Raw genomic sequence first — 23,770 nt, 5'->3', positions numbered from 1 at the left:
GGCTCAATCTTAAGCTCTAAATTTTAAAATGTATAATTGAAAAACTGTGATTTCAGTCACTCTATGTTGTGCTATTTTTTTCATGTTTAACTTCTTTTTCCCACCATAATGCATCTTTTGGATTTTGAATCACGTCTTCGTAATCTTCCTGTGATTCTACATTAGGATATGATCCTCTTAAAGATTTATTAGATGTTGATTTGAACATTGTTACAAAGATAATTAGTCCAACTATATTTATAAACATTAAATAGTAGGAAGGTGCAATTTGTTGGCCGGTTGTTTCTACTAGTGTAGAAAGGATAAATGGTGTTAGACCACCAAAAATAGCAGCACCTATATTATATACAAGCGACAGTGTACGCAATCTAACTTTAGTATGGAACATACTTGGTAACACTGAAGGCATAACACCTTCAAATGTTGACATAAATAGTGCAATAATAAATAAACCTAAGACTACTAAAGGCAACATTGGGATACTCATTAACCAAAAAGCTAACACTGAGAATAAACTAAAGCCTACTAAACCAAATATAATCGTCCGTTTATTTCCAATTTTATCACTATACCATCCGAAGAAAAATACGGCTGGTATCATGAGTAACATGGTAATCGTACTTAATATTGAGCCCATCGTTCCACCTAAATTAATCGTCGTATTCAAGAACGAAGGCATATATGACAATACCATGTAATTAGCTACATTTAAGAAAGCTACACCAGTAAAACAAACAACAACATCTTTCCAGTAATATTTAAAGATATCTAAATATGAATATTCTAATTCTTTTTGTTCTTCTAGTGTAGACTCATAGGCTGGACTTTCGTCAAGACTTGAACGAAGTATAATACCTACAATACCTAATGGTGCTGCTATGATAAATGGAATTCTCCATCCCCATTCAGCCATCTGTTGGTCATTCAACAAACTATACATTGTACCAGCAAGTATTGCAGCTAATATATTCCCTGCAAGTGTTCCTACTTCAAGTCCGCTACCTAATTTACCTCTTGTTTTATCTGGAGATGTTTCAGCAATATAAGTCATTGCTCCTGCATATTCACCACCAGTAGAGAACGATTGAATCATTCGAACTACTAATAAGAGTATTGGTGCCCATATTCCAATTTGTTCTTGCGTTGGTAACAAACCTAGCATTAATGTAGAGGCAGCCATCAATAAAATGGTTGTAGATAAAACGATTTTTCTACCATATTTATCTCCCAAATGACTAAAAAATATTCCTCCAATTGGTCTTACAATAAATGCAAAAGCAAAGACGGCAAAGGTTGACACAATTTGCATTTCTTGTGGTAAATTACCAAAGAAATTCGCACTGATAACTACTGCCAATTGTGCATACAATCCAAAATCAAACCATTCGATTGCGTTACCTATCCCCGTTGCTACTACACCTTTTTTAGCTTGATTAGAATCTACATGATTCACTTTTTCTTTTTTAAACTTCACAAATAAAAACACCCCTTATTTATTTCCATAGATATAACATAACCTTTACGCGTATATATAAACACTTTCATTCTCTATTTTCAGAATTTTCCTACTCAATGACTATTAATATAGCGTTCTTAAGATTTATGAACTTTTGTTGAATGAACTATTTCTAATAACTGAGTTTGGTATAATGATTAAAAATCATTAAATTCGGAGGATTACATTTTATGAAAAAAGTTTATTTTAACCATGACGGTGGTGTAGATGATTTAGTCTCACTTTTTTTATTAATTCAAATGGAAGAAGTTGATTTGATTGGTGTCAGTGCAATTGGCGCTGATAGCTATGTAGAACCAGCTGTGAGTGCTTCACAAAAAATTATAAATCGTTTTTCATCAACGCCTATCCACGTAGCAGCATCGAAAGAACGCGGCAAAAATCCATTTCCTAAAGATTGGCGTATGCATGCATTCTTTATGGATGCTTTACCTATACTGAATGAACCTACTTCGCAACACTCCAAATTGCTAAAACACGCAGCTTATGAAGATATTATAGAAAAAGTGAGCGCAAGCGATGAAAAAGTCACTTTATTATTTACTGGACCGCTTACGGATTTAGCTAAAGCTATCACTATCGAACCAAAACTCGTAAATAACATTGAACGCTTAGTATGGATGGGAGGCACATTTTTAGATAAAGGTAATGTTGAAGAACCCGAACATGACGGTACAGCTGAATGGAATGCATTTTGGGATCCTGAAGCAGTTAAAACTATTTTTGATTCAACGCTAAAAATTGATATGGTCGCTTTAGAAAGTACAAATCAAGTACCTATGACTTGGGATATCAGACAAATGTGGGCAAATGAACGTGCGTATACCGGTGTTGATTTTTTAGGTGTAAGTTATGCTGCAGTGCCTCCGCTCACACATTTCCAAACAAATTCTACATATTTCTTATGGGATGTTTTAACAACTGCTTACATAGGCAAACCAGACTTAGTAAAACAACATGACGTTAAAACTTCTGTGCATGTTGATGGCCCTAGTCAAGGAAGTACATATATCGATGAAGAAAATGGCCGATTAGTTTCTGTGGTACATCATGTTGAACATGATAGTTTCTTTAATTACATCACAAATTTAGCTAAGCAAGTAAAATAAATATATGTAAATCAAAGAAGAAGCATAATCAAAATATGTGAATTGATTATGCTTCTTCTTTTTATACTTAAAAATATATGCTTTGATTTTATAAGCAGTTAATAATCAGAAACTTTCTTTTGTTAAAAATGCAGGATCAATATGTGCTTTAGTGATTTCCTCTAAACGTTGTACGTTAATGTCACCTTGCTTTGTTTGATTTAACCCATGCCTATGTGCTAATTCATTATTATATTGATTCAATGGATACATTTTAAAATTTTGTTCCTTATTTTTATACAACGTAGGTTCTAGCTCATAATGTGTTACCAGTGATTTCCATTTGACCTGATTAATTTTAGTTTGTTTCGGAGACTTTTCAATATTGAACGTTAAATTGCCTCCCAGTACATTGTTTTCATCACCTGTTGCCTGACCATTCAAAAAATTTCCCAGGGAATAAGCCACTAGTGTTTTATGATTATTTTTACCTTTAACCCACTTCACAGGTTGAATGACATGGGGGTGTGTCCCAATCACTACATCTACCCCAGCATCCGCAAACACTTTCGCATATTTCTTTTGTGTTTTATTTGGGTTATGTTTGCCTTCATTACCCCAATGCGCTGAAACAATAACAACATCACTTTGTTTTTTGGCCTTAGCTACATCTTTTTTAATTTGTTTTTCATCAAAATAATTAATGAAATATGGTTTATCAGATTGAATATCATTCGTGCCATATGTATAACTCAATAAAGCTATATTAATATCGTTTTTATTCATGATTTGAATTTCATCTCTATTATTTTGCGAATTGTATGTCCCAAAATATTCAATATCATCAAATTGTTTCCAAAGCGCAATTTCATTCATAAGTCCGCTCGTCCCTTGATCTAATGCATGATTATTAGCACCGTTCACTAAATTGAACCCTGTATCAGATAAATCTTTTGCTATAGCTTCTGGCGTATTAAATCGCTTAAATCCGGACAAACCTTTACTATCTCCACCAATGGGAGATTCTTGATTTATATAAGCTATATCTGAAGCTTCAATATCTTTTTTTAAATGACTATACATTGGTTTAAAATCAAAATTTCCATTGTTCACCGAAGCATCATTATATACTTCTGGATGAATTAAATTATCTCCCACTGCATAAAATGAAACATTATGGTTCAAATGCTTAATATTTAATAAACAGCAGGCACTAACTACGATAAAACATAAAAACAATAAAGGAAGTAAAACTTTATATCTCATCACCTAAAACCCCTTCAATACAACATAAATTGTTGAAATGTTTTTCAAATTATAAATTCAATCGCTTCATATATTTATAAACTATTTATAGCATAACAAACTTTAAAAAGTTAAGCTTTTATTACATATATTCAAATGAATTTTATATTGTGTAATAAGTACTTTAAAAATAAACACGCGAACCCAAATAGGGTTCGCGTGCTTATTTTTGAGTATCAAATTTTTCGTCTAAACTCTTATCGTCTTTATTAATTTATAATTTTAATCCTTTTAAAAATGCAAATTCATATTTAGACAACGTTACTTACTTATCAATAATGACTTGTCTATTATCTAAATTATAACTAATAATTAGACGAATTTTATCAAAACTATATTTATTAAACATATTTTGTAACAGTTTCTGCTGACAATCTGTATGAGTCATGTCCAGGATTTTTAGCCTTTCCAATTGCAACAATCATTACTGGTTCAAAGCGTTCTGGGTCTAAATCGAATGCTTCAGCAATTTGATCTTTTTCAAAACCACCAATTGGATTTGTGTCATAACCATAAGATCTAGCGACGAGCATAAATTGCATTGCTGCTAAACTACTATCAATTTTAATAATATCATTCATTTCTGAACGATTTAAACTTTTATATAAGGGCAATATTTTTCCTAACATTTCAACCTTTACTTCTTCAGGCATATAACCATTTAAAACTGCATTATGATAAATATCTTCTCCATATTCATAATTTTGCATGTCGCCAAATATAATAACCATAGCTGCGGATGTATCATTTTGGCGTGTATTAAAACGAACAAGTGGTTTCAATTTTTCTTTCCCTGCTTCACTTTCAACCACTAAAAATCTCCACGGTTGCATATTCACAGATGATGGCGCTTTTGTTGCTTTTTGTATCATCTCATCCATTTCTGATCTAGGAATTTTAACTTGCTCATCAAACACTTTTACAGATTTTCTATTTAGTACAACATCTTCAAAATCATTATTTTTCATTTCAAAATTCTCCTTAGTCTTTTTTACAAAATCAAATTATACGCAATTTGTTATATTTTACAAATCATCTGTTTAAAAATTTAATGTTTTTTAAACTTCGAGATCAACATTATTTTGACTCATGAATTTCCTATAATGAAGTTTTTGATTTATCAAAACAATGAATAAACTAAGAAAAACATTTTTCTCAATAAGTCTTATAAAGTATAATTAGAATTAACAATAGTTGATGTTTTGAATATATATTTATATTGTAGTAAAATAAATAAATCCGTTTTAACTCACAAACGGTGAAATTGCTTTTAAAAAAATACCCTATTATATTGAACATTAGCAGACAACGTGTGCTGTTCAAATAATAAATAGAGTTAATGGAAAAAGAGGTAAAATAATGAAATCTGTATCTGTTATTGTAACTTATTATAACTCAGAAGATTATATTGAAAAATGCTTAAACAGCTTAAAAAATCAAAGGTTCCAAGATTTTGAATTAATATTAGTTAACGATGGTTCAACTGATAGTTCAAAATCTATTGCAACTGAAACAATCAAAGATTGGAACATCTCAATTAAAGAAATTGATTTAACTCAAAACTCCGGGCATGCTTACGCGAGAAATATCGCGTTAGAAGCAGTAACATCACCTTATTTTATATTTATAGATTCTGATGATTATCTTGCATCATACGCGCTCGCTTTTTATATGAAACATTTAAATCAATACGATGCTTTAATTGCACCTATTCATTCTTTCACTTTAGATGTACCACAATACGTTGACCAAAATTTAGTGAAAGTGCAATATTTAAACACTAAAACAAAATCAAATCAGTTTCTGCGTAAACATTCTGTTTGTAACATCGTTTTTAAAACAGCCATCATACGTGGACATAATATTAAATTCAATGAAGATTTAGATATCTTTATCGATTGGTCTTTCGTCTTAGAATTCATTAAATATTCTAATGGCTTTGTAAGAATCAGTAGATTCCCTTTCTATATTAAAGGAGAAATCTATGATCCTTTCGAAAAACCGACTTTATCAACTCAAGATTTCAATATTATTTTTAATGACTATGTATATAGCTTTTCAGACGCTGTAAAACGTGCGCCTTTAAAAGAAAATAAAAAATTCATAAAAACTAAAATGAAGAATTTATATAGAGATTCTTTTGAACCATCATTAAGAAAAACACCAGAAAGATATGAATCAAATAGCGAACTTTTACCAAAAGTCACTAGGCAGTTAATGACTACAATATTCAAGAGTGAAAAACCCTTATTTATTTTAGAATCATTAATGCTTATGTTTAATAAGAAAACACCAGCATTTAAAGTTAATAGATTTAGAAAGCGTGCTCGCTTAGCCAAAAATGTTGTTTTACGTCGAAAAAATAAAAATCGTTCATTATATCAACTTACAGATAATGAAAACAAAGTTAAGCCGAATACAATCATTTTTGAAGCTTTTGGTGGTAAAAATTATAGTGACAGTCCAAAATATATCTATGAGTATATGATGAAGTACCATCCAAACTATGAATTTATTTGGGTCTTCAGAAAACCTGATCAAGTATATTTACCAGGACCTGCTAAAAAAGTTAAAAAAGGTTCACAAGCATATTATGAAGCATATGCTAGCGCTAAATACTGGGTAACAAATGCAAGACTGCCTTTATACTTGAATAAAAAAGCTAATCAAGTTTATATTCAAACTTGGCATGGAACACCTTTAAAACGTTTAGCAAATGATATGAAAGTCATCCGTATGCCTGGAACAACAACTGATAACTATAAACGTAATTTCAAGGAAGAAACAAGCAGATGGGATTATCTTATCTCTCCAAACGCTTATTCATCTAAGATATTTGAAACAGCTTTTTGGATGCCGCCAGAAAAAATACTTGAAATTGGTTATCCTAGAAATGATGTCTTAGTTAATCGTGCAAATGATCAAGCTTACATTCAAGAAATTAAAGAAAACTTAAACTTGCCTGAAGATAAAAAAGTAATTATGTACGCACCAACTTGGCGTGATGATGAATTTGTCAAAAAAGGAAAATATTTATTCGACTTAAAAATCGATTTAAATAACTTGCAAGAAAAAATTGGTGATGACTATGTTATTCTATTAAGAATGCATTACCTTATCGCTAACGCATTAGATTTAAGAGGTTATGAAGATTTTGCAATTGATGTATCAAATTATAGTGATATCTCGGAATTATATCTAATTTCTGACTGCTTAATTACAGATTATTCTTCAGTAATGTTTGATTATGGTGTGCTAAAAAGACCTCAAATCTTCTTTGCTTATGACCTAGATAAATATGCCAAAGACTTGAGAGGCTTCTATTTAGATTATCACAAAGATTTACCGGGACCTATTTATCAAGATGCTCATAAACTAGCAGAGGACCTACAACACTTAGATCAAATTGAAAATGACTATAAAGCTGAAATTAATAAATTTTATAACGATTTTTGTTCAATTGAAAATGGTAATGCTTCTAAAGCAATCGCTGATTTAATTACCAAAAATCAATAAATATTGAATGAATAATGCAAAGCGCATGGATATACATGCTTATGCTCAAAATAAGAGCGCTAATCCATAATGGATTAGCGCTCTATTATTTTTAAAATCTTACACTTTTGAACGAGCATACGCTACTTGGGCAGAAGTACATTTCAAAATCACTGTAACTGATGCGCTATAGTATAAAGTAAACACATTTTTGTCTAAGCGTATTAAGCTTCATATATTAAAGAGAACACTATTTTACAACAGTTGGCCTCGATTCAACATATTAAACATAAACATCCCTTTTTCATTCACAATGAATGAAAAAGGGATGTGCTATATAGTCTCTTAACTTATAAATTATTTTACTGTTCCTGCATCTTTATCATGTACACCATGACGATAATAATCAATATGTTCAGGTTCTAATAGTTTTTTACCTCTGATTACATCAGCAGCTCTTTCAGCTATCATTAATACTGGAGAATGGATATTACCGTTTGTCGTACGTGGCATAACTGAAGCATCTACAACACGTAAATTTTCCATACCATGTACTTTAAATGTATCAGGATCTACTACTGACATTTCATCAGATTTTGGTCCCATTCTACAACTACAAGATGGATGTAATGCTGTTTCTCCATCACGTTTTACCCATTCGATAATTTCTTCATCTGTTTGAACTTCAGGTCCTGGTGAAATTTCTCCACCATTGAAAGGATCTAAAGCTTTTTGAGACAAGATATTTCTAGCGACCTTAATTGCTTCTACCCATTCACGTTTATCTTCTTCAGTAGATAAGTAATTAAAGACAAAATCAGGTTTTTCAAATGGATCTTTAGATTTGATCTTCAAGTGACCGCGTGAATTAGAGTACATTGGACCAACATGCACTTGGTAACCATGTGCTGTTGGCGCTTTAGTGCCATCATATCTTACTGCAATTGGTAAGAAGTGGAACATTAGATTTGGGTAATCTACTTCATTGTTAGAACGCACAAAGCCGCCACCTTCAAAATGATTGGATGCAGCAGCACCTTTACGACCTAATATCCATTGCAAACCAATAAATGGCATTTTCAATTTATTCAAACTTGGTTGCATTGATACAGGTTGTTTACATGCATGTTGTACATATACTTCTAAATGATCTTCAAAGTTTTCCCCAACACCTGGTAAATGTAAACGAGGTTCGATACCTACAGAACGTAAATGTTCTGAATCACCAATACCTGATAATTGTAATAATTGTGGTGAATTAATTGCACCACCTGATAAAATAACTTCTTTAGCATTAACTGTATGTTCTTTACCATTTTTCTTGAATGTAACACCAGTTACTTTATTTCCATCAAAATTTAATTTAGTAACAAAAGCACGTGTTTGTACGTCTAAATTTTTACGTTTCATAGCTGGATGTAAATAAGCTCTTGAAGCTGAAACACGGCGACCATTATGAACTTGGCTATCAAAAGGACCAAATCCTTCTTGTCGGAAACCATTAACATCTGGTGTTTTGTTATAGCCCGCTTCTACACCTGCATTGAAAAATGCTTGGAATAGTGGATTTGTTGCTGGACCTCTTCTTAACTTAATCGGACCATGATGGCCACGATATGGGTCATCTTTACTTGAACCAAATGTTGTTTCTAAACGCTTAAAGTATGGTAAACAATGTGCAAAATCCCAATTCTCCATGCCTTCAGGTTTTGCCCATTTTTCATAGTCCATTGGGTTACCTCTTTGATAAATCATGCCGTTAATAGAACTTGAACCGCCAAGCACTTTACCACGGGCGTGACCTACTTTTCTACCATCCATATGTGGTTCTTCGTTAGTTTCATAAATCCAGTCATAAAGCTTATTGCCTGCTGGATACATTAAAGCAGCCGGCATTTGGATTAATAAATCCCAAGGGTAATCGCTACGTCCTGCTTCAAGTACAAGTACATTATTAGATACATCTTCACTAATTCTCGCACCTAATACTGATCCGGCACTGCCGCCTCCAATAATAATATAATCATACGCTTCTCTCATTTTTATAGCCTCCTGATATATATTTCTAAGATTCATAGTTAATTTTAGTGATTAACGTTACGCTTTACCGAACCAATTCACAGGCTCTGGATTTGTGTTACGAAGGATATGTTTCTCAACTTGATACTCTGCTAGACCTTCTTTTCCAAGTTCTCTACCAATACCTGATTGCTTATATCCGCCCCATGGTGCTTGCGCAAAATATGGATGGAAATCGTTAATCCAAACTGTACCCATTCTTAATTGATTAACGACACGTTCTGCTTTACCAACATCGTTAGTAAATACACCACCAGCTAGTCCATAAATAGAATCGTTAGCTAATGTGATTGCCTGTTCTTCTGTATCAAAACCTTCGATTGTTACAACAGGGCCAAACACTTCTTCTTGAACGATACGCATTGAAGTATCACAATCAGTAATCACTGTTGGTTCAAAGAATAAGCCATCTTGTAAGTCTTCACGTTCTGGTCGTTTACCACCTATTGCAATAGTGGCATTTTCTGATTTAGCTACTTCCATATATTTCTCTATTTTTTCTCTATGTTCTACAGAGATTACTGGACCCATTTCAGTTTCTGGGTTAAAACCGTCGCCTAATTTAATGTTTTTGATTCTTTCAAGTAATGCTTGTTCAAATTGGTTTTTAATTTTGTTATCTACTAAAATTCTGGCACCAGCTGAACAAACTTGTCCTGCATGGAAAAAGCCACCATTTAGCGCTTGATCAACTGCAAGCTCAAAGTCTGCATCACCGAATATAATATTAGGATTTTTACCACCTAGTTCTAAAGCAACATTCGTTACATGATCTGCCGCTTGTTTCATAATGTGTTTACCTGTCTGAATACCACCTGTAAATGATACTAAATCGACATCTTTATGTGCTGATAGTGGTTCTCCTACTTCAGAACCCTTACCTAATACTAGATTAATAACGCCTTTAGGGAAGCCAACTTCTTCCATCAATTCAAACACACGGATTGTTGTTAATGGTGTAATTTCACTTGGTTTCATTACTAAAGAACAACCAGTCGCTAATGCTGGCGCAATTTTCCAAGATGCTTGAAGTAAAGGATAATTCCAAGGTGTGATTTGTGTTACTACACCTACTGGTTCTTTAACGACTTTACTTTCTGTATTTGGGATTGGAGAATCAATAATTTCTCCTCCATCTTTATCTGCTAACCCAGCGAAAAAGTTAAATACATTTGCAATATCGTCCATATCAGCATAAGATTCTTCTAATGTCTTACCTGTATCTAACGTTTCAAGTTTCGCTAATTCTTCACGATGTGTTTCGATTAAATTAGCTATTGCTCTAACTTTCTTACCTCTATTTTCACTTGTTTCATTAGCCCATGTTCCTTCTTCAAAAGCACGTCTTGCTGCTAAAATTGCACGTTCACTATCTTCTGCAGTTCCTTCTGCAACTTCAAGAATAACTGCTTGATTATATGGATTAATAATCTCTCTCGTTTGCTTATTTGAGCTTTCCACCCATTCTCCATCTATATATTGAAGACGAGATAAATGATCTACAAGTTCCATTAAAATTACCTCCGTTAAGTTTGTTAAATTTTTATTTAACGAATTTTATGAACTTTATGTTATCATAGTAGTTGAAAAAGTGTCAAATGTGTTTAAATATGATAGGGGTTTATACATGCATCTTTTGAGTATGGAATGTAAACTATAGGAACTCACTATTTATTTTTCACTTAACTATATATGGACTTGAACGGAGGTGGACAATTGGTACATTCGACCAACCCTGATTATCAATTAGAAGAAGCTAAGGATATCGTTATTAATGCTATAGGCGAAACCATGGATCTATATGGCATCAATAGAAGTGTAGGAAACTTATTTGGAACAATGCTTTTTGAAGATAGTATGACACTTGATGAAATGAGAGAACAGTTACAAATGAGCAAACCCAGCATGAGTGCTGGTGTTAAAAGACTTCAAGAATTTGATATTGTTAAGCAACAATTCACACGTGGAAGTAGAAAACAACATTTTGTCGCTGAAAAGGATTTCTTTAATTTCTTTAGTAATTTCTTTTCTCGCAAATGGCGTCGGGAGATTGTTATTAATTCAGAAGGCGTTCACGATGCAGTAGCTATACTTGATAAGATTATTGATAACAGCAAAGCAGACGAAGCTACAAAATCGGAAGCAGAAGAAGTTAAACAACAATTACTTGATACTTTGCCTTATTATGAATGGCTAGACAATTTAAGTAATGCATTAGAATCTGGTGAAATATTTAAATATTTCCCAATTCCAGAAAAAAAAGACTAACAAAAATGTTACAAGCTTATTTTTAACATTTTTGAATAAAAGCTGAGACAGTTCATTATGTCTCAGCTTTAAGTATGTGTTCATACGTATTGAAATATCGCGAATACACTCACTTTACAAAGTTTGTCTAATCGCAGTTATTATAAAAAGCGCACTAAAATCTTACGGTAAAATAAGATTTTGGTGCGCTTGTTACTTTTTTATTCATCATTTTCTCTACGTTCTCTTACTTGTGTTATGCGTAACGAACGTCTTTCTACTTCTCTATATTTTTCTGCTCTATCTTCAAGTTTCAATCTATCTTCGGACAATGTTCTTAAGAATGAAATCATCATCATGACAAATATAGCCAACAGAGGGACACTTGCCAATAAAGAAGCTGTCTTTAAGACTTCTAAAGCTTGTTCCCCACCTACTAACATCAATCCAAATGGTAATAGACATAGAGCAAAAGCCCAGTATAATCTATTTGCTTTTAATGGCTCGCCTATGACTTTCTTTTGAGAAGCCGCAGCCAATATATAAGAACCTGAATCAAATGTTGTTGCTAAGAATAAGAATGCAGATAACAAGAATAGCACAATGATTAAATTAGGGAACGGCAATTGATGCATAACTTCTATAATAGTAGCCTCTGTGCCATGCGTATTTAAGAAATGTATCACATCGAATGAACCAGTGATTTGTAAATAAACTGCATAGTTACCAAAGATACCAAAGAACAGTGCACATCCTAATGTTCCATAAATGATTGTCCCAAGCACAATTTCTTTAAGTGTACGCCCTTTAGAAATACGTGCAATAAACAATCCTATAAATGGCGCATATACAATCCACCATGACCAATAGAAAATCGTCCATTGTTGTGGGAAATTCGTTTCTTTACGACCACCTATACCACCAAATGGTTCAATCCATGTAGCCATTTGGAAGAAGTTTTTAATCATGTTACCCATGCCTGTAATAGAGGTTTCCATGATGAATACCGTTGGTCCAACAATAAATACAAAGCCTAATAATACAAAAGATAAAATAACATTTGCATCACTTAAAACTTTAATTCCTTTTTTCAAACCAGAGTAAGAACTATATGCAAAGACAGCTGTAATTGTGAATAGAATAATACTACGCATCAACATACTGTCTCCTATACCTGTTAATTTTTCTATACCTGCAGAAATCATTGGTACACCAAGTGCTAGTGAAGTAGCTGCGCCACCAAGTAGACCAAAGATAAATAGAATATCAACTATTTTTCCTATAATGCCATCTGTCTGACCTCTTAAGATCGGACGCATTGTTTGACTGATTTTGTAAACTGGTTTTTTCTTGATAAAAACAAGATAACCAATTGCTAATGCTGGCAGTACAAATGTAGCCCAAGCAATTGGGCCCCAATGGAACATGCCATACATAGTAGCGTAATTCAATGCACTATCCGTCATTCCTTTACCGCCATGTGGTGGATCTTGATAATAGAATGCCCATTCAATAACGCCCCAGTATAAGATATCTGAAGCAATTCCGGCACAAAACAGCATAGCTGCCCAACTAAAATTATTAAATTCTGGCTTATCTGTCGCTTTACCAAGCGTTACATTGCCATATTTACCAAATGCGATGTAGAGTACAAATATTAACGTTGCAAGTCCAATCAATAAATATACTGAGCCGAGTGTACTCGACACGACATCATTTAAATGCGTTATTATGTCCTGACTGGCCTTAGGAAAAACCATCATCGGAATAACTGCAATAAGTAATATCAGTGAAGACCCTATAAAGGTCGTCCAATCCATTACTTTTACTCTTTCTTTTTTCACAATAGACACCCCTTATTGTTAGTAAAATATGTAAAAAATTTGCTAATTAGTATAATTTTTTAGCAAAACCATTTATTAAATTACAAACATGAGCCTAACGAACTTTTAATAATAATGCAAATTACATTCAAAAATAACAAACTCAAAAGATGAATAAATATATAATTTTTATAACATCCACAGTCTTGAAATTCGTTCTAATAACAGTGTTAAGTTTAAATTTAACGAAATTAACAAATGGAACAAATTTTCTTTTTGTATTATTATTCATAAATAATGTATTAATATTAGTTTTATATTTTTTCAAAAAGTTGTTATTTTCTTTTTGATATCACAAATTTAATACGTTTTTAAGTTGAGATAGATTTTAATTTTGTTAGAATAATATTGTTTGTTATCAATATTTGACAAAGGAGTTTATATCATGTGGCATTATTATAAATTGTATTGGCAAAATGCATTTAATTTTAAAGGGCGTGCCAGAAGAAAAGAATTGTGGTTCCCATTTTTGGTCAATGTGTTAATCTCTATCCTATTGGCTATACTATTAGATCATATTTTCAAAATACCTATGTCGATGAGTGATGCAATTAGCGCTTTATTTACAATTATTATCTTTATTCCAGATTTTTCAGTAGCTACAAGACGCATGCATGATATTGGCCGAACAATGACTTTTCCAATTATATTTAGTATCTTTTTCGTATTATTTTTTATTGGTTCATATACCACATACGGCGAAGGCATATTTTTCAATATCTTAGAAAGTTTTTTAGGCATTGGCATTATTATTTTCTTCATTTTAAATATCGTCGCATTCTTTTACATGATTACTGACAGTGACAAAGCAGGTAATCAATACGGTCTACCACGTAAGTAATTAGAATAGACGTACATAAAGAACGGGACAGAAATCATGCTTTACAAGCAATTCCTGTCCCGTTTTTCTTTTTACAAAAAATATTAAGCCCATACTTTTCAGCTAAAATAGCTTATAATCTATATATAGTGTATTTATAATAAATGAGGTATTTATCATGAACAAAAATAAAATAATTAATTATTGGAATAAGCGTGCGTCATCCTTCAGTCAAGATAAACAAGCAGAACTAAAAAGTGTGCACGCAGAAAGATGGTTAGCTGAGATAAATCAGATTATAACAATTAGACCTGGTATGAAAATCTTAGACATTGGCACAGGTGCAGGTTTTTTGGCAATACTATGCCAGCAACAAGGCGCACAAGTTACTGGCATTGATCTTTCCCCTGAAATGATTCAATCTGCAAAGCAAAATGCTTTACGTTTTAATATGAATGTCAACTTTCAAGTCATGGATGCTGAGCATTTACACTTTGACGACGCATGTTTTGACCTAGTCATTTCTAGAAATGTCACTTGGTTATTGCCAGATACAAAAGCTGCCTACCAAGAATGGTTACGGGTTTTAAAACCAAATGCTACACTCATTAATATCGATGGAGATTATGGAAAAGATGCTTTTACCGATTATAGTAATTTACCAAATCACCACGCACATCATGCTTTAGAAGACACGATGTTAGCGGAGAGCGAAAATATAAAGCAAAGTATTTCAATTAATCACTACAGCCGCCCTCAATACGATTTAAATATCCTTAAGCAAATAAATACGAAGTCCATTCATGTAGATACGACTATTTATCAACGTATTTATCAAACACAAGATGAATTTTATAATCCAACACCTATATTTTTAATAGCACTAACGAAATAATATGTGCCAATGAACAATAAAACATCGCTTATCCTATTAAAATATGAATAATTCGTTTCACTTAGAGCCTACAACTTGCGTTGGCATCTATTTTTTATCATACTATATATGAATAAAAGTAAAAGGAGTGGTAAGAATGAATAAAGAACAATTTGATAAAGTAAAAAATGGCAAAGGTTTCATTGCTGCGTTAGACCAAAGTGGTGGAAGTACCCCTAAAGCATTAAGTGACTATGGTGTAACTGAAGACCAATATAACAGTGAAGATGAAATGTTTAAACTTGTGCATGATATGCGTACACGAATTGTTTCATCACCTTCATTCAGTTCTGATAAAATCATCGGTGCAATTCTTTTCGAACAAACAATGGATCGTGAAGTAGATGGTAAACATACTGGTGACTATTTAGCTGATAAAGGTGTCGTTCCTTTCTTAAAAGTAGATAAAGGTTTAGCTGAAGAACAAAACGGCGTACAGTTAATGAAGCCAATTCCAGACTTAGATAAATTATTAAGCCGTGCAAATGACCATAAAATTTTTGGTACAAAAATGCGTTCAAATATTTTAGAATTTAATAAAACTGGTATTGATCAAGTCGTACAACAACAATTCGAAATCGGAAAACAAATCATCTCTGCCGGTTTGGTACCAATTATCGAACCAGAAGTGAATATCAATGCTGATAACAAAACAGAGATTGAATCATATTTAGCAAGTGCAATCTTAGCAGAGTTAAATAAATTAAATGACGATGAACTCGTAATGCTAAAATTAACAATCCCAACTAAAGCAAACCAATATCAAGAATTAATCACACACCCTAATGTGGTTCGTGTCGTTGCTTTATCTGGTGGTTATAGCAGAGAGCATGCTAACGAAGTTTTAAAACAAAACAAAGACTTAATTGCTAGTTTCTCTCGTGCATTAATCAATGACTTAAATGTCAATCAATCAGATGAAGAATTTGATAAAATTTTAGCAGATACAATCGACTCTATCTATGATGCATCAGTAAACAAAGCTTAATGATTAATCAGTAATATCTTTATATTTCCCAGGAAAAGTAGCAAACATAAAAAACATTTAAAACACACACTGACCTTTAAAAGTTAGTGTGTGTTTTTATATAGTAATGTTTAAATGCAGTTCTATCAACGATTTACAAATTCAACCTATATTTATTGTCCTCTGTACGCAATCTAACGTACACATATGTCATTTATCAAAATAGTGAGTACTTTATTAAAAAATGTTTGCACCCCGAATCTATACCTTATTTCATCAATACTTTCTTAGTAAGTAAAATCAATGTAACTTTATGAGAAATCGATAAATAGTCTAGCCATAAATAACAACAAACTATATAATTATATTAATTTGCTAATTACCAATGATTTTAAGGGGAGGAAATATGAAAAATTATTTACATAGATGGATCATTGAAGCGCTAAGTTATATGGCTTTAGGTTTATTTGGCTCTTTGATTATCGGCTTAATTTTAGAAACGCTTGGAGAACAAACATTACTACCACAATTAAATCTGACATTTCTATCAGAAATCGGTAAAGTAGCAATGTCCATGACGGGTGCTGCCATCGGTGTGGCGATTGCTTACGGTTTAGGCGCAAAACCACTTGTTACATTTTCTTGTGTTATTGTAGGTACCTTAGGTTATACGACTTTTGATGGGGGTCCAGTAGGCGCTTATATTGCTACAGTTATCGTTGTTGAACTGAGTAGATTATATGCTGGAAAACTAAAATCGATATTATTTTATCTCCACTACTAACGATATTAATAGGTGGGTTTATCGCAAAAGCTTTCGGACCAGTATTAAATCAATTTATGACAGGCTTAGGTAAAATTATTATTGCATCTACGGAGCAACAACCTTTCATCATGGGCATCTTAGTTGCTGTTATCTTTGGTTTAGCTTTAACTGCACCGATATCTAGCGCAGCATTAGCGTTGATGTTAGACTTAAATGGTCTCGCTGCAGGGGCGGCAACAATCGGATGCGCTTCACAAATGATTGGTTTTGCAGTCACTGGTTATAAAGATAATGGTTGGGGTGGTGTGCTTTCAGTAGGTATTGGTACAAGTATGCTGCAAGTCCCTAATATCATTAAGCATCCAATGATTTTACTACCACCTACTGTTACCAGTGCGATTGTCGCACCTATTATGACAACGTTCTTTCCTATGACGAATAACGCTGCAGGTGCTGGTATGGGGACGAGTGGACTCATCGGTCAAATTATGACGATCAATACAATGGGTGGTTCTATACAGACTTGGTACTTAATCATTACTTTCCATATTTTATTGCCAGCCATCATTAGTTTCCTTCTTTATAAACTTTGTTTAAAAAAACAATGGATAAGTCCTGGCGACCAACTAATTCACATTGCAAAGTAGAAATGATATTTAAAATAAGACAAAGCCTGAGACGCATAAATGTCTCAAGCTTTCCTTTATTTTGATTAATTTAATTATGCTTAAATTTCACTCATCATTTTCATGCGTAATCTTTGCCAAAATCAACATAACTATTTTCAACAATAACGTTGTGATCATTGCTTTATTTCATTCTACTCTTTATCCACATGTGCATTTACAGGCACATTCGTAGTAGATTTTCTTGTTTGTGTTATATATAAAATCGCTGCTATAACATACCAAGCCAATACGATAAGCCATTCAGAAGGCCATGCCAACGATGATGGCATGCCTGGCAAATAGATGACTATAAACAAAACACTTAAAATAATAGCTATACTACCAACGAGTTTGCCATTTTTTATACGATAAGGTCTAGCTAAATCAGGTTGCACTTTGCGTAATTTCATAAATGAAATCGCTACGAGTAAATAGCCTAATACCACGCCAATACCGCCAGCATTAACAATCCATACAAGTGCTGCTCTACCTAAAAGTGGTGCAACGAACGCTAATACACCAAGAAATAAAATACCGTGTGTAGGTGTTTTATACTTAGGATGAATAAATGCAAACCATTTAGGAATCATGTGATTTTTTGCCATAGCATACAAAATTCTACTACCGCCAATGATAAAAGCATTCCAACTTGTAATTATGCCAGCTACACCGCCTAATACAAGTAAGACACCAAATCCACTATGGCCAAATAAGTTGGCCATTGCATCTGCTGTTGCCAAATTACTGTTGCTTAAAGCTTTAGGTGATAAGCCTGTTGCCACACCAAATACAATGAGCAAATAAAAAATTACAGAGGCGATAATAGATAATATTAAAATACCGCCGATTTTTTTCGCAGGTGCTTTAACTTCTTCTGCGATTTGCGGAATGACATCAAAACCAACAAATAGAAATGGAATCATCATTAATACAGACATTGTTCCACTAACACCATTTTCAAATGGTTGTAAATTGTTGAAATTACCATTAAAGCCCGCTCCAAATACAAGCAATAAACCAACACCTACAATAAAAATTGTAAAAACAGTTTGCATAATTGCTGCAGGTTTGACACCAAAATAATTAAGTGAAGTTAAAATGACACTTCCAATCGAGCCAATGATAACCCATGTGAAATATACATCCCAACCTGCGATATTCCACATCAATCCTTGATGTTGAAATGGAATGACGTAGTCGATCACGGTAGGCAATGCAACCGCTTCAAATGTAATTACAGAGACATAGCCAAATAATACGGACCAACCTGATATAAAGGCAATTCCTGGAGTGAAGGCTTTTTTAACAAATACAAAGCCTCCACCAGTTTCTGGAATTGCAGCAGCTAATTCTGCATATGTAAGTCCGATAACAATGACTAAAAATCCACCGAGTAAAAATGCCACAATACTTCCTATAAAACCTGCTGTTGATACCCATTCTCCTGACAATACGACCCAGCCCCATCCAAGCATTGCGCCAATTGCCAAAAATAAGACATCAGCAATATTCATCGTCTTATTAAATTGAGATTTCATTTTACATACCCCATAACATTCATTGAATTAAAAGTGAATGAGTTTAAATTTCCAATATTGGTTTCAATCTAATCATCACTTTCTTGTTCGTTTAGATTCAAAGTTTTGCTTTATTTACGACTAGTACTTCTTCGCTTGCACTTTAAATACCTATGGATAAATATTTCGTTTCTAAATATGGCTCTATACCTTCAATGCCACCTTCTCTACCATAGCCACTTTCTTTCAAGCCACCAAATGGCGCATGGGCAGCTGAAGGACCACCATCACTCCATCCAACAACACCATATTCTAATTCATTATAAAGTTTTAGTCCTGTACGATAATCATTTGTAAAGAAATAAGAAGCTAAACCAAATTCTGTATCGTTTGCCATTTTTATTGCTTCATCTAAATCTTCATAAACCATAACTGGTGCAACAGGACCGAAAGTTTCTTCATGCATTACTTTCATATCTAAATTCACATTAGAGATAACAACTGGTTTTAGGAAATTTCCTTTTAATGCTTGTATATCATCGACTGTCCGTGATAATTTCCCACTTTTAGCTTGTGCATCTGTGATATGTGTCATTACTTTTTCAACTGCAGCCTTATCAATTAGCGGTCCAATTTTAACGTCCTCTTGAAAACCGTCACCGACAGCTAGTTCGTTAACTTTCTCAATCAAGCGCGTTGTATATTGATCAGCAATATCTTGATGTACGAAGATACGATTTGCACAGATACATGTTTGACCAGCATTTCTAAATTTAGAGGCAATGGTGCCATCTACGGCCGCTTCAACATCAGCATCTTTATGCACAATTAAAGGTGCTAAACCACCTAGCTCCATCGTTACATTTTTTACACTTTGCGCAGATTGTTCAATCAGTGATTTTCCTACAGCAGTCGATCCAGTAAATGTCACTTTATTAATCAGTTTATGAGAGGTGAAGATATCACCTGCATCTTTACCAGACGCAATAATATAAGATATCGCACCTTCAGGTATGCCTGCTTCATGTGCTAGCGCAACAAGTTTAATGGTTGTTAATGGTGTTTTGACAGCAGGTTTACAAATAATCGTACATCCAGCTGCCAATGCAGGCGCCATTTTACGCGTTATCATCGCTGCCGGGAAATTCCAGGGTGTAATTGCACCTACGACACCTACTGGAAATTTATCAATCATTATTTTTTTAAATGGCGTGTTTGCTGGTATCGTACGTCCATATACTCGCTTAGCTTCTTCGGCATACCACTTAACATAAGCATTAGCATAGATGACTTCCCCTTTGGCTTCTGCTAGTGGTTTTCCACCCTCAAGTGTAATCAGTTTCGCAAGTTCATCCTGATGTTCATCAATGAGATTCGCCCATTGATACAATTTTGCTGAACGTTCGTGTGCATCCACTAATTTCCATTCTTCAAATGCTTTATGTGCACGTTCAATTTTCGAATTAATTTCATCATGGTTCGTGTAATTCAAACGTTCTATAACTTCATTTGTAGAAGGGTTATAAACTTCTAATTGACCCATTTTTATTCTCTCCCTTACTTTTATTTTTGTTATGAGGTATGACTTATCTATACCCTCTATTTAAAAATAAAATTTTAAGCGTTTGTATGTGCTTCTGTTATGTCCACATTTTTAAAAGTCTCAGATAATATTTCTAATCCTTGTTGTAATTCATCGTCTGAAATAACGAGTGGTGTTAAGAAACGTAAAACATTACCTTTAATACCAGCAGATAATAATAACAAACCATTTTCATTTGCCGTTTGAATAATTTTTCCAGTTAATGCTTTATTGGGTTCGCCAGTTTGATCATCGATGATTTCGCAGGCTACCATAGCGCCAAGTCTACGAATATTCGTGATAAATGAATGTTGTTCTGCGTTGTGATATAAGAAATCTTCAAGTTGCTTTCCAATTTTTTCTGCTTTATTGTTTAAATCTTCCTCTTCAATGATTTCAATGACTTTTAAAGCAGCTTCACACGCTAAAGGATTACCAGCATATGTGCCACCTAGTTCCCCTGGAGATGCACTATCTATGATTTCCGTTTTGCCAACCACACCACTTAAAGGAAATCCTGCAGCTAATGATTTAGACACAGTTATTAAATCAGGTTCTATATCAAAATGTTCAATCGCAAATGTTTTTCCTGTTCGAGCAAAACCTGTTTGAATTTCATCCGCCACAAAAATAATGTCGTGATCTTCACATATTTTTTTAACTGCTTTCACGAATTTTTTGTCCGGAATAATAAACCCACCTTCTCCTTGAACAGGTTCCATCACGATACAAGCTACTTCACTAGGATCTACTGTTTCAACAAAGAAATCATGTAACTTATTAATCATTTGATCAATATAAGCTGTTTCGGATAAAGATTCGGATTTTTCTGAAATATTAGGATATGGTGCTTGGTAAACTTCTGGTGCAAAAGGACCAAACCCAAGTTTATAAGGTCTCACTTTACTTGTCATAGACATTGTTAAATTTGTACGGCCATGAAAGCCTCTTACAAAAGATACAACTGATTGCCTTCCAGTGTGTTTTCTAGCAATTTTTACAGCATTTTCTACAGCTTCTGCACCTGAATTAAGTAAAATCACTTTTTTATCAAAATCACCAGGCGTAATTTCAGTTAATTTTTGTGCTAAGTTGAGATAACTTTTATACATGATGACATTGAAACCAGGATGTATAAACTTGTCCAATTGTTCTTTTAAATGTTTGGTTATCTTAGGATGTGTGTGTCCAACATTTAATGTACCAATAGCTCCCGCGAAATCAATGAAACGTTCACCGTCTACATCTGTGACCGTAGCACCTTGTGCATAATCTGCCACATGCAGATTGCCGTTTCCAACACCACGTGCTACATATTTATCACGTTGTTTTTTATAGCTTTCGAATTGATTTGTCATCAATAACCCCTCCTCTTTGTCCCCACGTAAGACGCATGGTTTTCTAAAATTTAAGGGATTATTGGTATAGTGTAAAGTACCAGTTATGATAATTTAATGGAACCAGATCATTCCCAAACGACTTCCTTTAATCTCTGAACTGCCTGGGGAATCTGGTCTTGCTTGATTTTTGAAAAACCTATGATAAGCGTTTTATATGCATTATTTTTTTCAAGCGCTTTCACGGAAAATCGATTTAACGTATAAAGCTCAAGTTTCTTTTCTTTAGCACGCGATTCAATTTCTTGGTAAGAAAATGGTGTGTTTACTTCTATAATAAAATGCAAACCAGCTTGTGTATCTTTAATTCGAATGTCATTTTTAAAGCTATTTGATAAGTGTGTGATGAGTGCTTCTCGTTTTTTTCCATATATCTGATGCATCTTTTTCACATATTTTTCATAATAACCTTCTTTGATCATTAAATTTAGTGTAAGTGCATGAATCGTTGAAAAATCAGGAATCATATTTAAATTAAGGCAATCAAATTTCTTCACTAAATTTATAGGCAAAATCATATAACTCATGCGTAATCCTGGCATCAAAGTTTTTGAAAAAGTACCTAGGTAAATCACGCGTTCATTTTTATCAAAACTAAACAGTGAAGGTATATTATCTGTTTCATATTTGAATTCACTATCATAATCATCTTCTATGATATAACTTTGCGTTTGACTTGCCCAATTCAGAAGGTCAATTCGACGCGATACAGGCATGATTATACCCATTGGAAATTGGTGTGAAGGTGTCACTATCGTGGCATCAGGTTGAGCTTGTTTAATATCTTCAATAGATATCCCCTTACGGTCTAAAGCAATCGGTTTTAACTGCGCAGATGTTTGATTGATTAATGTTCTAAACCTTGAGTATCCAGGGTTTTCCACTGCTATTGTGATTTCATCTGGTAATAATTGAATTAATTTGGTTAACAGTGTATTAGTTCCAGAACCAATGACAATTTGTTCCGGATGACATTGGATGCCTCTTTGATAAGACACTAATTTAGCAATCGATTGTCTTAACTCTATTGGACCTTTAATTTGAGGTATCGAAGACAATTCATAATCATAATTTTGAAATACACGTTTAACGAGTTTGGTCCATATTTCTACAGGAAATGCTGAAATATCGGTACTCATATGTGAAAATGAATAATCGTATGTAGCTTCAATATGATGTTCTTGCACATCCAGAGATATTTGCGCATTTGGATCGATAATCAATTTTTCTAAAGGCTCAATAAAATAGCCCTTTCGCTCTTCAGTATAAATATAGCCTTCAGCTAATAACTGTTCATATGCTGCTTTTACACTATTCACACTAATATTTAAATGTTGAGCCATATCCCTTTTGGAAGGCAACTTTTCATGACTCTCATATTTGAATGCGAGAATATCCTCTTTTAATTGTCTATATAATTGACGATAAATAAATTGACCGCTTTCTCGTTGCATCCAATCTCCCCCATTTCACTTCATCCATTCTCCTGTTATTTCATATCACTCA

At 33.4% G+C, this 23,770-nt stretch carries 16 protein-coding genes and 1 pseudogene; 7 read left to right on the top strand and 10 right to left on the bottom strand.

From position 1 onward, the window contains the following. Positions 1–61: 61 nt before the first annotated feature. The gene (locus KA856_RS01690; protein WP_103211395.1) at positions 62–1,474 is read right to left on the bottom strand and encodes an MFS transporter; all 1,413 of its coding nucleotides are present in this window, start codon (positions 1,472–1,474) and stop codon (positions 62–64) included. A 212-nt stretch (positions 1,475–1,686) separates the two neighbouring features. Between KA856_RS01690 and KA856_RS01685 the strand changes: the two genes are divergently transcribed. Beyond that, entirely contained in the window at positions 1,687–2,625 is a 939-nt protein-coding gene (locus KA856_RS01685) for a nucleoside hydrolase (protein ID WP_119536015.1), read from the top strand. Between the two features lie 105 nt (positions 2,626–2,730). On the opposite strand, the gene KA856_RS01680 is transcribed toward KA856_RS01685, so the two are convergent. Next, positions 2,731–3,870, bottom strand: coding sequence for a CapA family protein (locus KA856_RS01680; RefSeq protein WP_210138447.1), 1,140 nt, complete (start codon positions 3,868–3,870; stop codon positions 2,731–2,733). A 380-nt stretch (positions 3,871–4,250) separates the two neighbouring features. Continuing rightward, entirely contained in the window at positions 4,251–4,877 is a 627-nt protein-coding gene (locus KA856_RS01675) for a nitroreductase family protein (protein ID WP_107385389.1), read from the bottom strand. Positions 4,878–5,268: 391 nt separating this feature from the next. On the opposite strand from KA856_RS01675, the gene KA856_RS01670 reads away from it, so the two are divergent. Further along, positions 5,269–7,425 (top strand): bifunctional glycosyltransferase family 2 protein/CDP-glycerol:glycerophosphate glycerophosphotransferase, encoded by a 2,157-nt coding sequence (locus tag KA856_RS01670; protein ID WP_210138446.1) that lies wholly within the window; start codon positions 5,269–5,271, stop codon positions 7,423–7,425. Between the two features lie 336 nt (positions 7,426–7,761). Here KA856_RS01670 and betA read toward each other — a convergent pair whose 3' ends face one another. Together betA and betB are read right to left on the bottom strand one after the other, a co-directional pair. Next, positions 7,762–9,444, bottom strand: a complete 1,683-nt coding sequence (gene betA / locus KA856_RS01665) for a choline dehydrogenase (protein WP_107383834.1) — start codon at positions 9,442–9,444, stop codon at positions 7,762–7,764. Between the two features lie 57 nt (positions 9,445–9,501). Next, the gene (gene betB, locus KA856_RS01660) at positions 9,502–10,995 is read right to left on the bottom strand and encodes a betaine-aldehyde dehydrogenase (protein ID WP_210138445.1); all 1,494 of its coding nucleotides are present in this window, start codon (positions 10,993–10,995) and stop codon (positions 9,502–9,504) included. A gap of 204 nt (positions 10,996–11,199) precedes the next feature. Here betB and cudC point away from each other — a divergent pair, with 204 nt between their 5' ends. Further along, entirely contained in the window at positions 11,200–11,751 is a 552-nt protein-coding gene (gene cudC / locus KA856_RS01655; RefSeq protein WP_107383832.1) for a choline uptake/conversion transcriptional regulator CudC, read from the top strand. Positions 11,752–11,951: 200 nt separating this feature from the next. Here cudC and KA856_RS01650 read toward each other — a convergent pair whose 3' ends face one another. Beyond that, positions 11,952–13,574 (bottom strand): BCCT family transporter, encoded by a 1,623-nt coding sequence (locus KA856_RS01650; RefSeq protein ID WP_107383831.1) that lies wholly within the window; start codon positions 13,572–13,574, stop codon positions 11,952–11,954. Between the two features lie 424 nt (positions 13,575–13,998). Here KA856_RS01650 and KA856_RS01645 point away from each other — a divergent pair, with 424 nt between their 5' ends. The 4 genes and pseudogenes from KA856_RS01645 (at position 13,999) to KA856_RS01630 (ending at position 17,747) form a co-directional block, all read left to right on the top strand. Further along, positions 13,999–14,454 (top strand): DUF805 domain-containing protein, encoded by a 456-nt coding sequence (locus KA856_RS01645; protein WP_210138444.1) that lies wholly within the window; start codon positions 13,999–14,001, stop codon positions 14,452–14,454. A gap of 157 nt (positions 14,455–14,611) precedes the next feature. Beyond that, on the top strand, positions 14,612–15,328 hold the full coding sequence (locus KA856_RS01640) for a class I SAM-dependent methyltransferase (RefSeq protein ID WP_210138443.1): 717 nt from the start codon (positions 14,612–14,614) through the stop codon (positions 15,326–15,328). 136 nt (positions 15,329–15,464) lie between these two features. Continuing rightward, complete coding sequence (locus KA856_RS01635; protein WP_210138442.1) at positions 15,465–16,355, top strand: fructose bisphosphate aldolase; 891 nt, start codon at positions 15,465–15,467, stop codon at positions 16,353–16,355. Between the two features lie 385 nt (positions 16,356–16,740). Then, positions 16,741–17,747: pseudogene (locus KA856_RS01630) on the top strand (PTS sugar transporter subunit IIC). 173 nt (positions 17,748–17,920) lie between these two features. Here KA856_RS01630 and KA856_RS01625 read toward each other — a convergent pair. The 4 genes from KA856_RS01625 to gabR all read right to left on the bottom strand — a co-directional run bounded on the left by KA856_RS01625 (position 17,921) and on the right by gabR (position 23,718). Further along, on the bottom strand, positions 17,921–19,306 hold the full coding sequence (locus tag KA856_RS01625; RefSeq protein ID WP_107385776.1) for an APC family permease: 1,386 nt from the start codon (positions 19,304–19,306) through the stop codon (positions 17,921–17,923). Between the two features lie 142 nt (positions 19,307–19,448). Beyond that, entirely contained in the window at positions 19,449–20,828 is a 1,380-nt protein-coding gene (locus KA856_RS01620; RefSeq protein WP_210138441.1) for an NAD-dependent succinate-semialdehyde dehydrogenase, read from the bottom strand. A gap of 74 nt (positions 20,829–20,902) precedes the next feature. Further along, a complete protein-coding gene (gabT, locus tag KA856_RS01615) occupies positions 20,903–22,225 on the bottom strand; it encodes a 4-aminobutyrate--2-oxoglutarate transaminase (protein ID WP_107383825.1) in 1,323 nt (440 codons plus the stop codon). Between the two features lie 107 nt (positions 22,226–22,332). Next, the gene (gene gabR / locus KA856_RS01610) at positions 22,333–23,718 is read right to left on the bottom strand and encodes a MocR-like transcriptional regulator GabR (protein ID WP_107504459.1); all 1,386 of its coding nucleotides are present in this window, start codon (positions 23,716–23,718) and stop codon (positions 22,333–22,335) included. Positions 23,719–23,770 lie beyond the last annotated feature (52 nt).

Origin of the sequence: Staphylococcus sp. GDB9P120P (genome assembly GCF_017893435.1) — a bacterium.
Taxonomy (GTDB): Bacteria; Bacillota; Bacilli; order Staphylococcales; family Staphylococcaceae; genus Staphylococcus; species Staphylococcus cohnii.
This window is presented reverse-complemented; position numbering and strand designations above follow the sequence as displayed.

Bases quoted from the DNA above. Each gene is read 5' to 3' on its own strand.
- betA (WP_107383834.1), bottom strand. From the start codon at position 9,444: ATGAGAGAAGCGTATGATTATATTATTATTGGAGGCGGCAGTGCCGGA.
- KA856_RS01680 (WP_210138447.1), bottom strand. From the start codon at position 3,870: ATGAGATATAAAGTTTTACTTCCTTTATTGTTTTTATGTTTTATCGTA.
- KA856_RS01645 (WP_210138444.1), top strand. From the start codon at position 13,999: ATGTGGCATTATTATAAATTGTATTGGCAAAATGCATTTAATTTTAAA.
- KA856_RS01640 (WP_210138443.1), top strand. From the start codon at position 14,612: ATGAACAAAAATAAAATAATTAATTATTGGAATAAGCGTGCGTCATCC.
- betB (WP_210138445.1), bottom strand. From the start codon at position 10,995: ATGGAACTTGTAGATCATTTATCTCGTCTTCAATATATAGATGGAGAA.
- KA856_RS01620 (WP_210138441.1), bottom strand. From the start codon at position 20,828: ATGGGTCAATTAGAAGTTTATAACCCTTCTACAAATGAAGTTATAGAA.
- gabR (WP_107504459.1), bottom strand. From the start codon at position 23,718: ATGCAACGAGAAAGCGGTCAATTTATTTATCGTCAATTATATAGACAA.
- KA856_RS01675 (WP_107385389.1), bottom strand. From the start codon at position 4,877: ATGAAAAATAATGATTTTGAAGATGTTGTACTAAATAGAAAATCTGTA.
- KA856_RS01670 (WP_210138446.1), top strand. From the start codon at position 5,269: ATGAAATCTGTATCTGTTATTGTAACTTATTATAACTCAGAAGATTAT.
- gabT (WP_107383825.1), bottom strand. From the start codon at position 22,225: ATGACAAATCAATTCGAAAGCTATAAAAAACAACGTGATAAATATGTA.
- KA856_RS01685 (WP_119536015.1), top strand. From the start codon at position 1,687: ATGAAAAAAGTTTATTTTAACCATGACGGTGGTGTAGATGATTTAGTC.
- KA856_RS01635 (WP_210138442.1), top strand. From the start codon at position 15,465: ATGAATAAAGAACAATTTGATAAAGTAAAAAATGGCAAAGGTTTCATT.
- KA856_RS01625 (WP_107385776.1), bottom strand. From the start codon at position 19,306: ATGAAATCTCAATTTAATAAGACGATGAATATTGCTGATGTCTTATTT.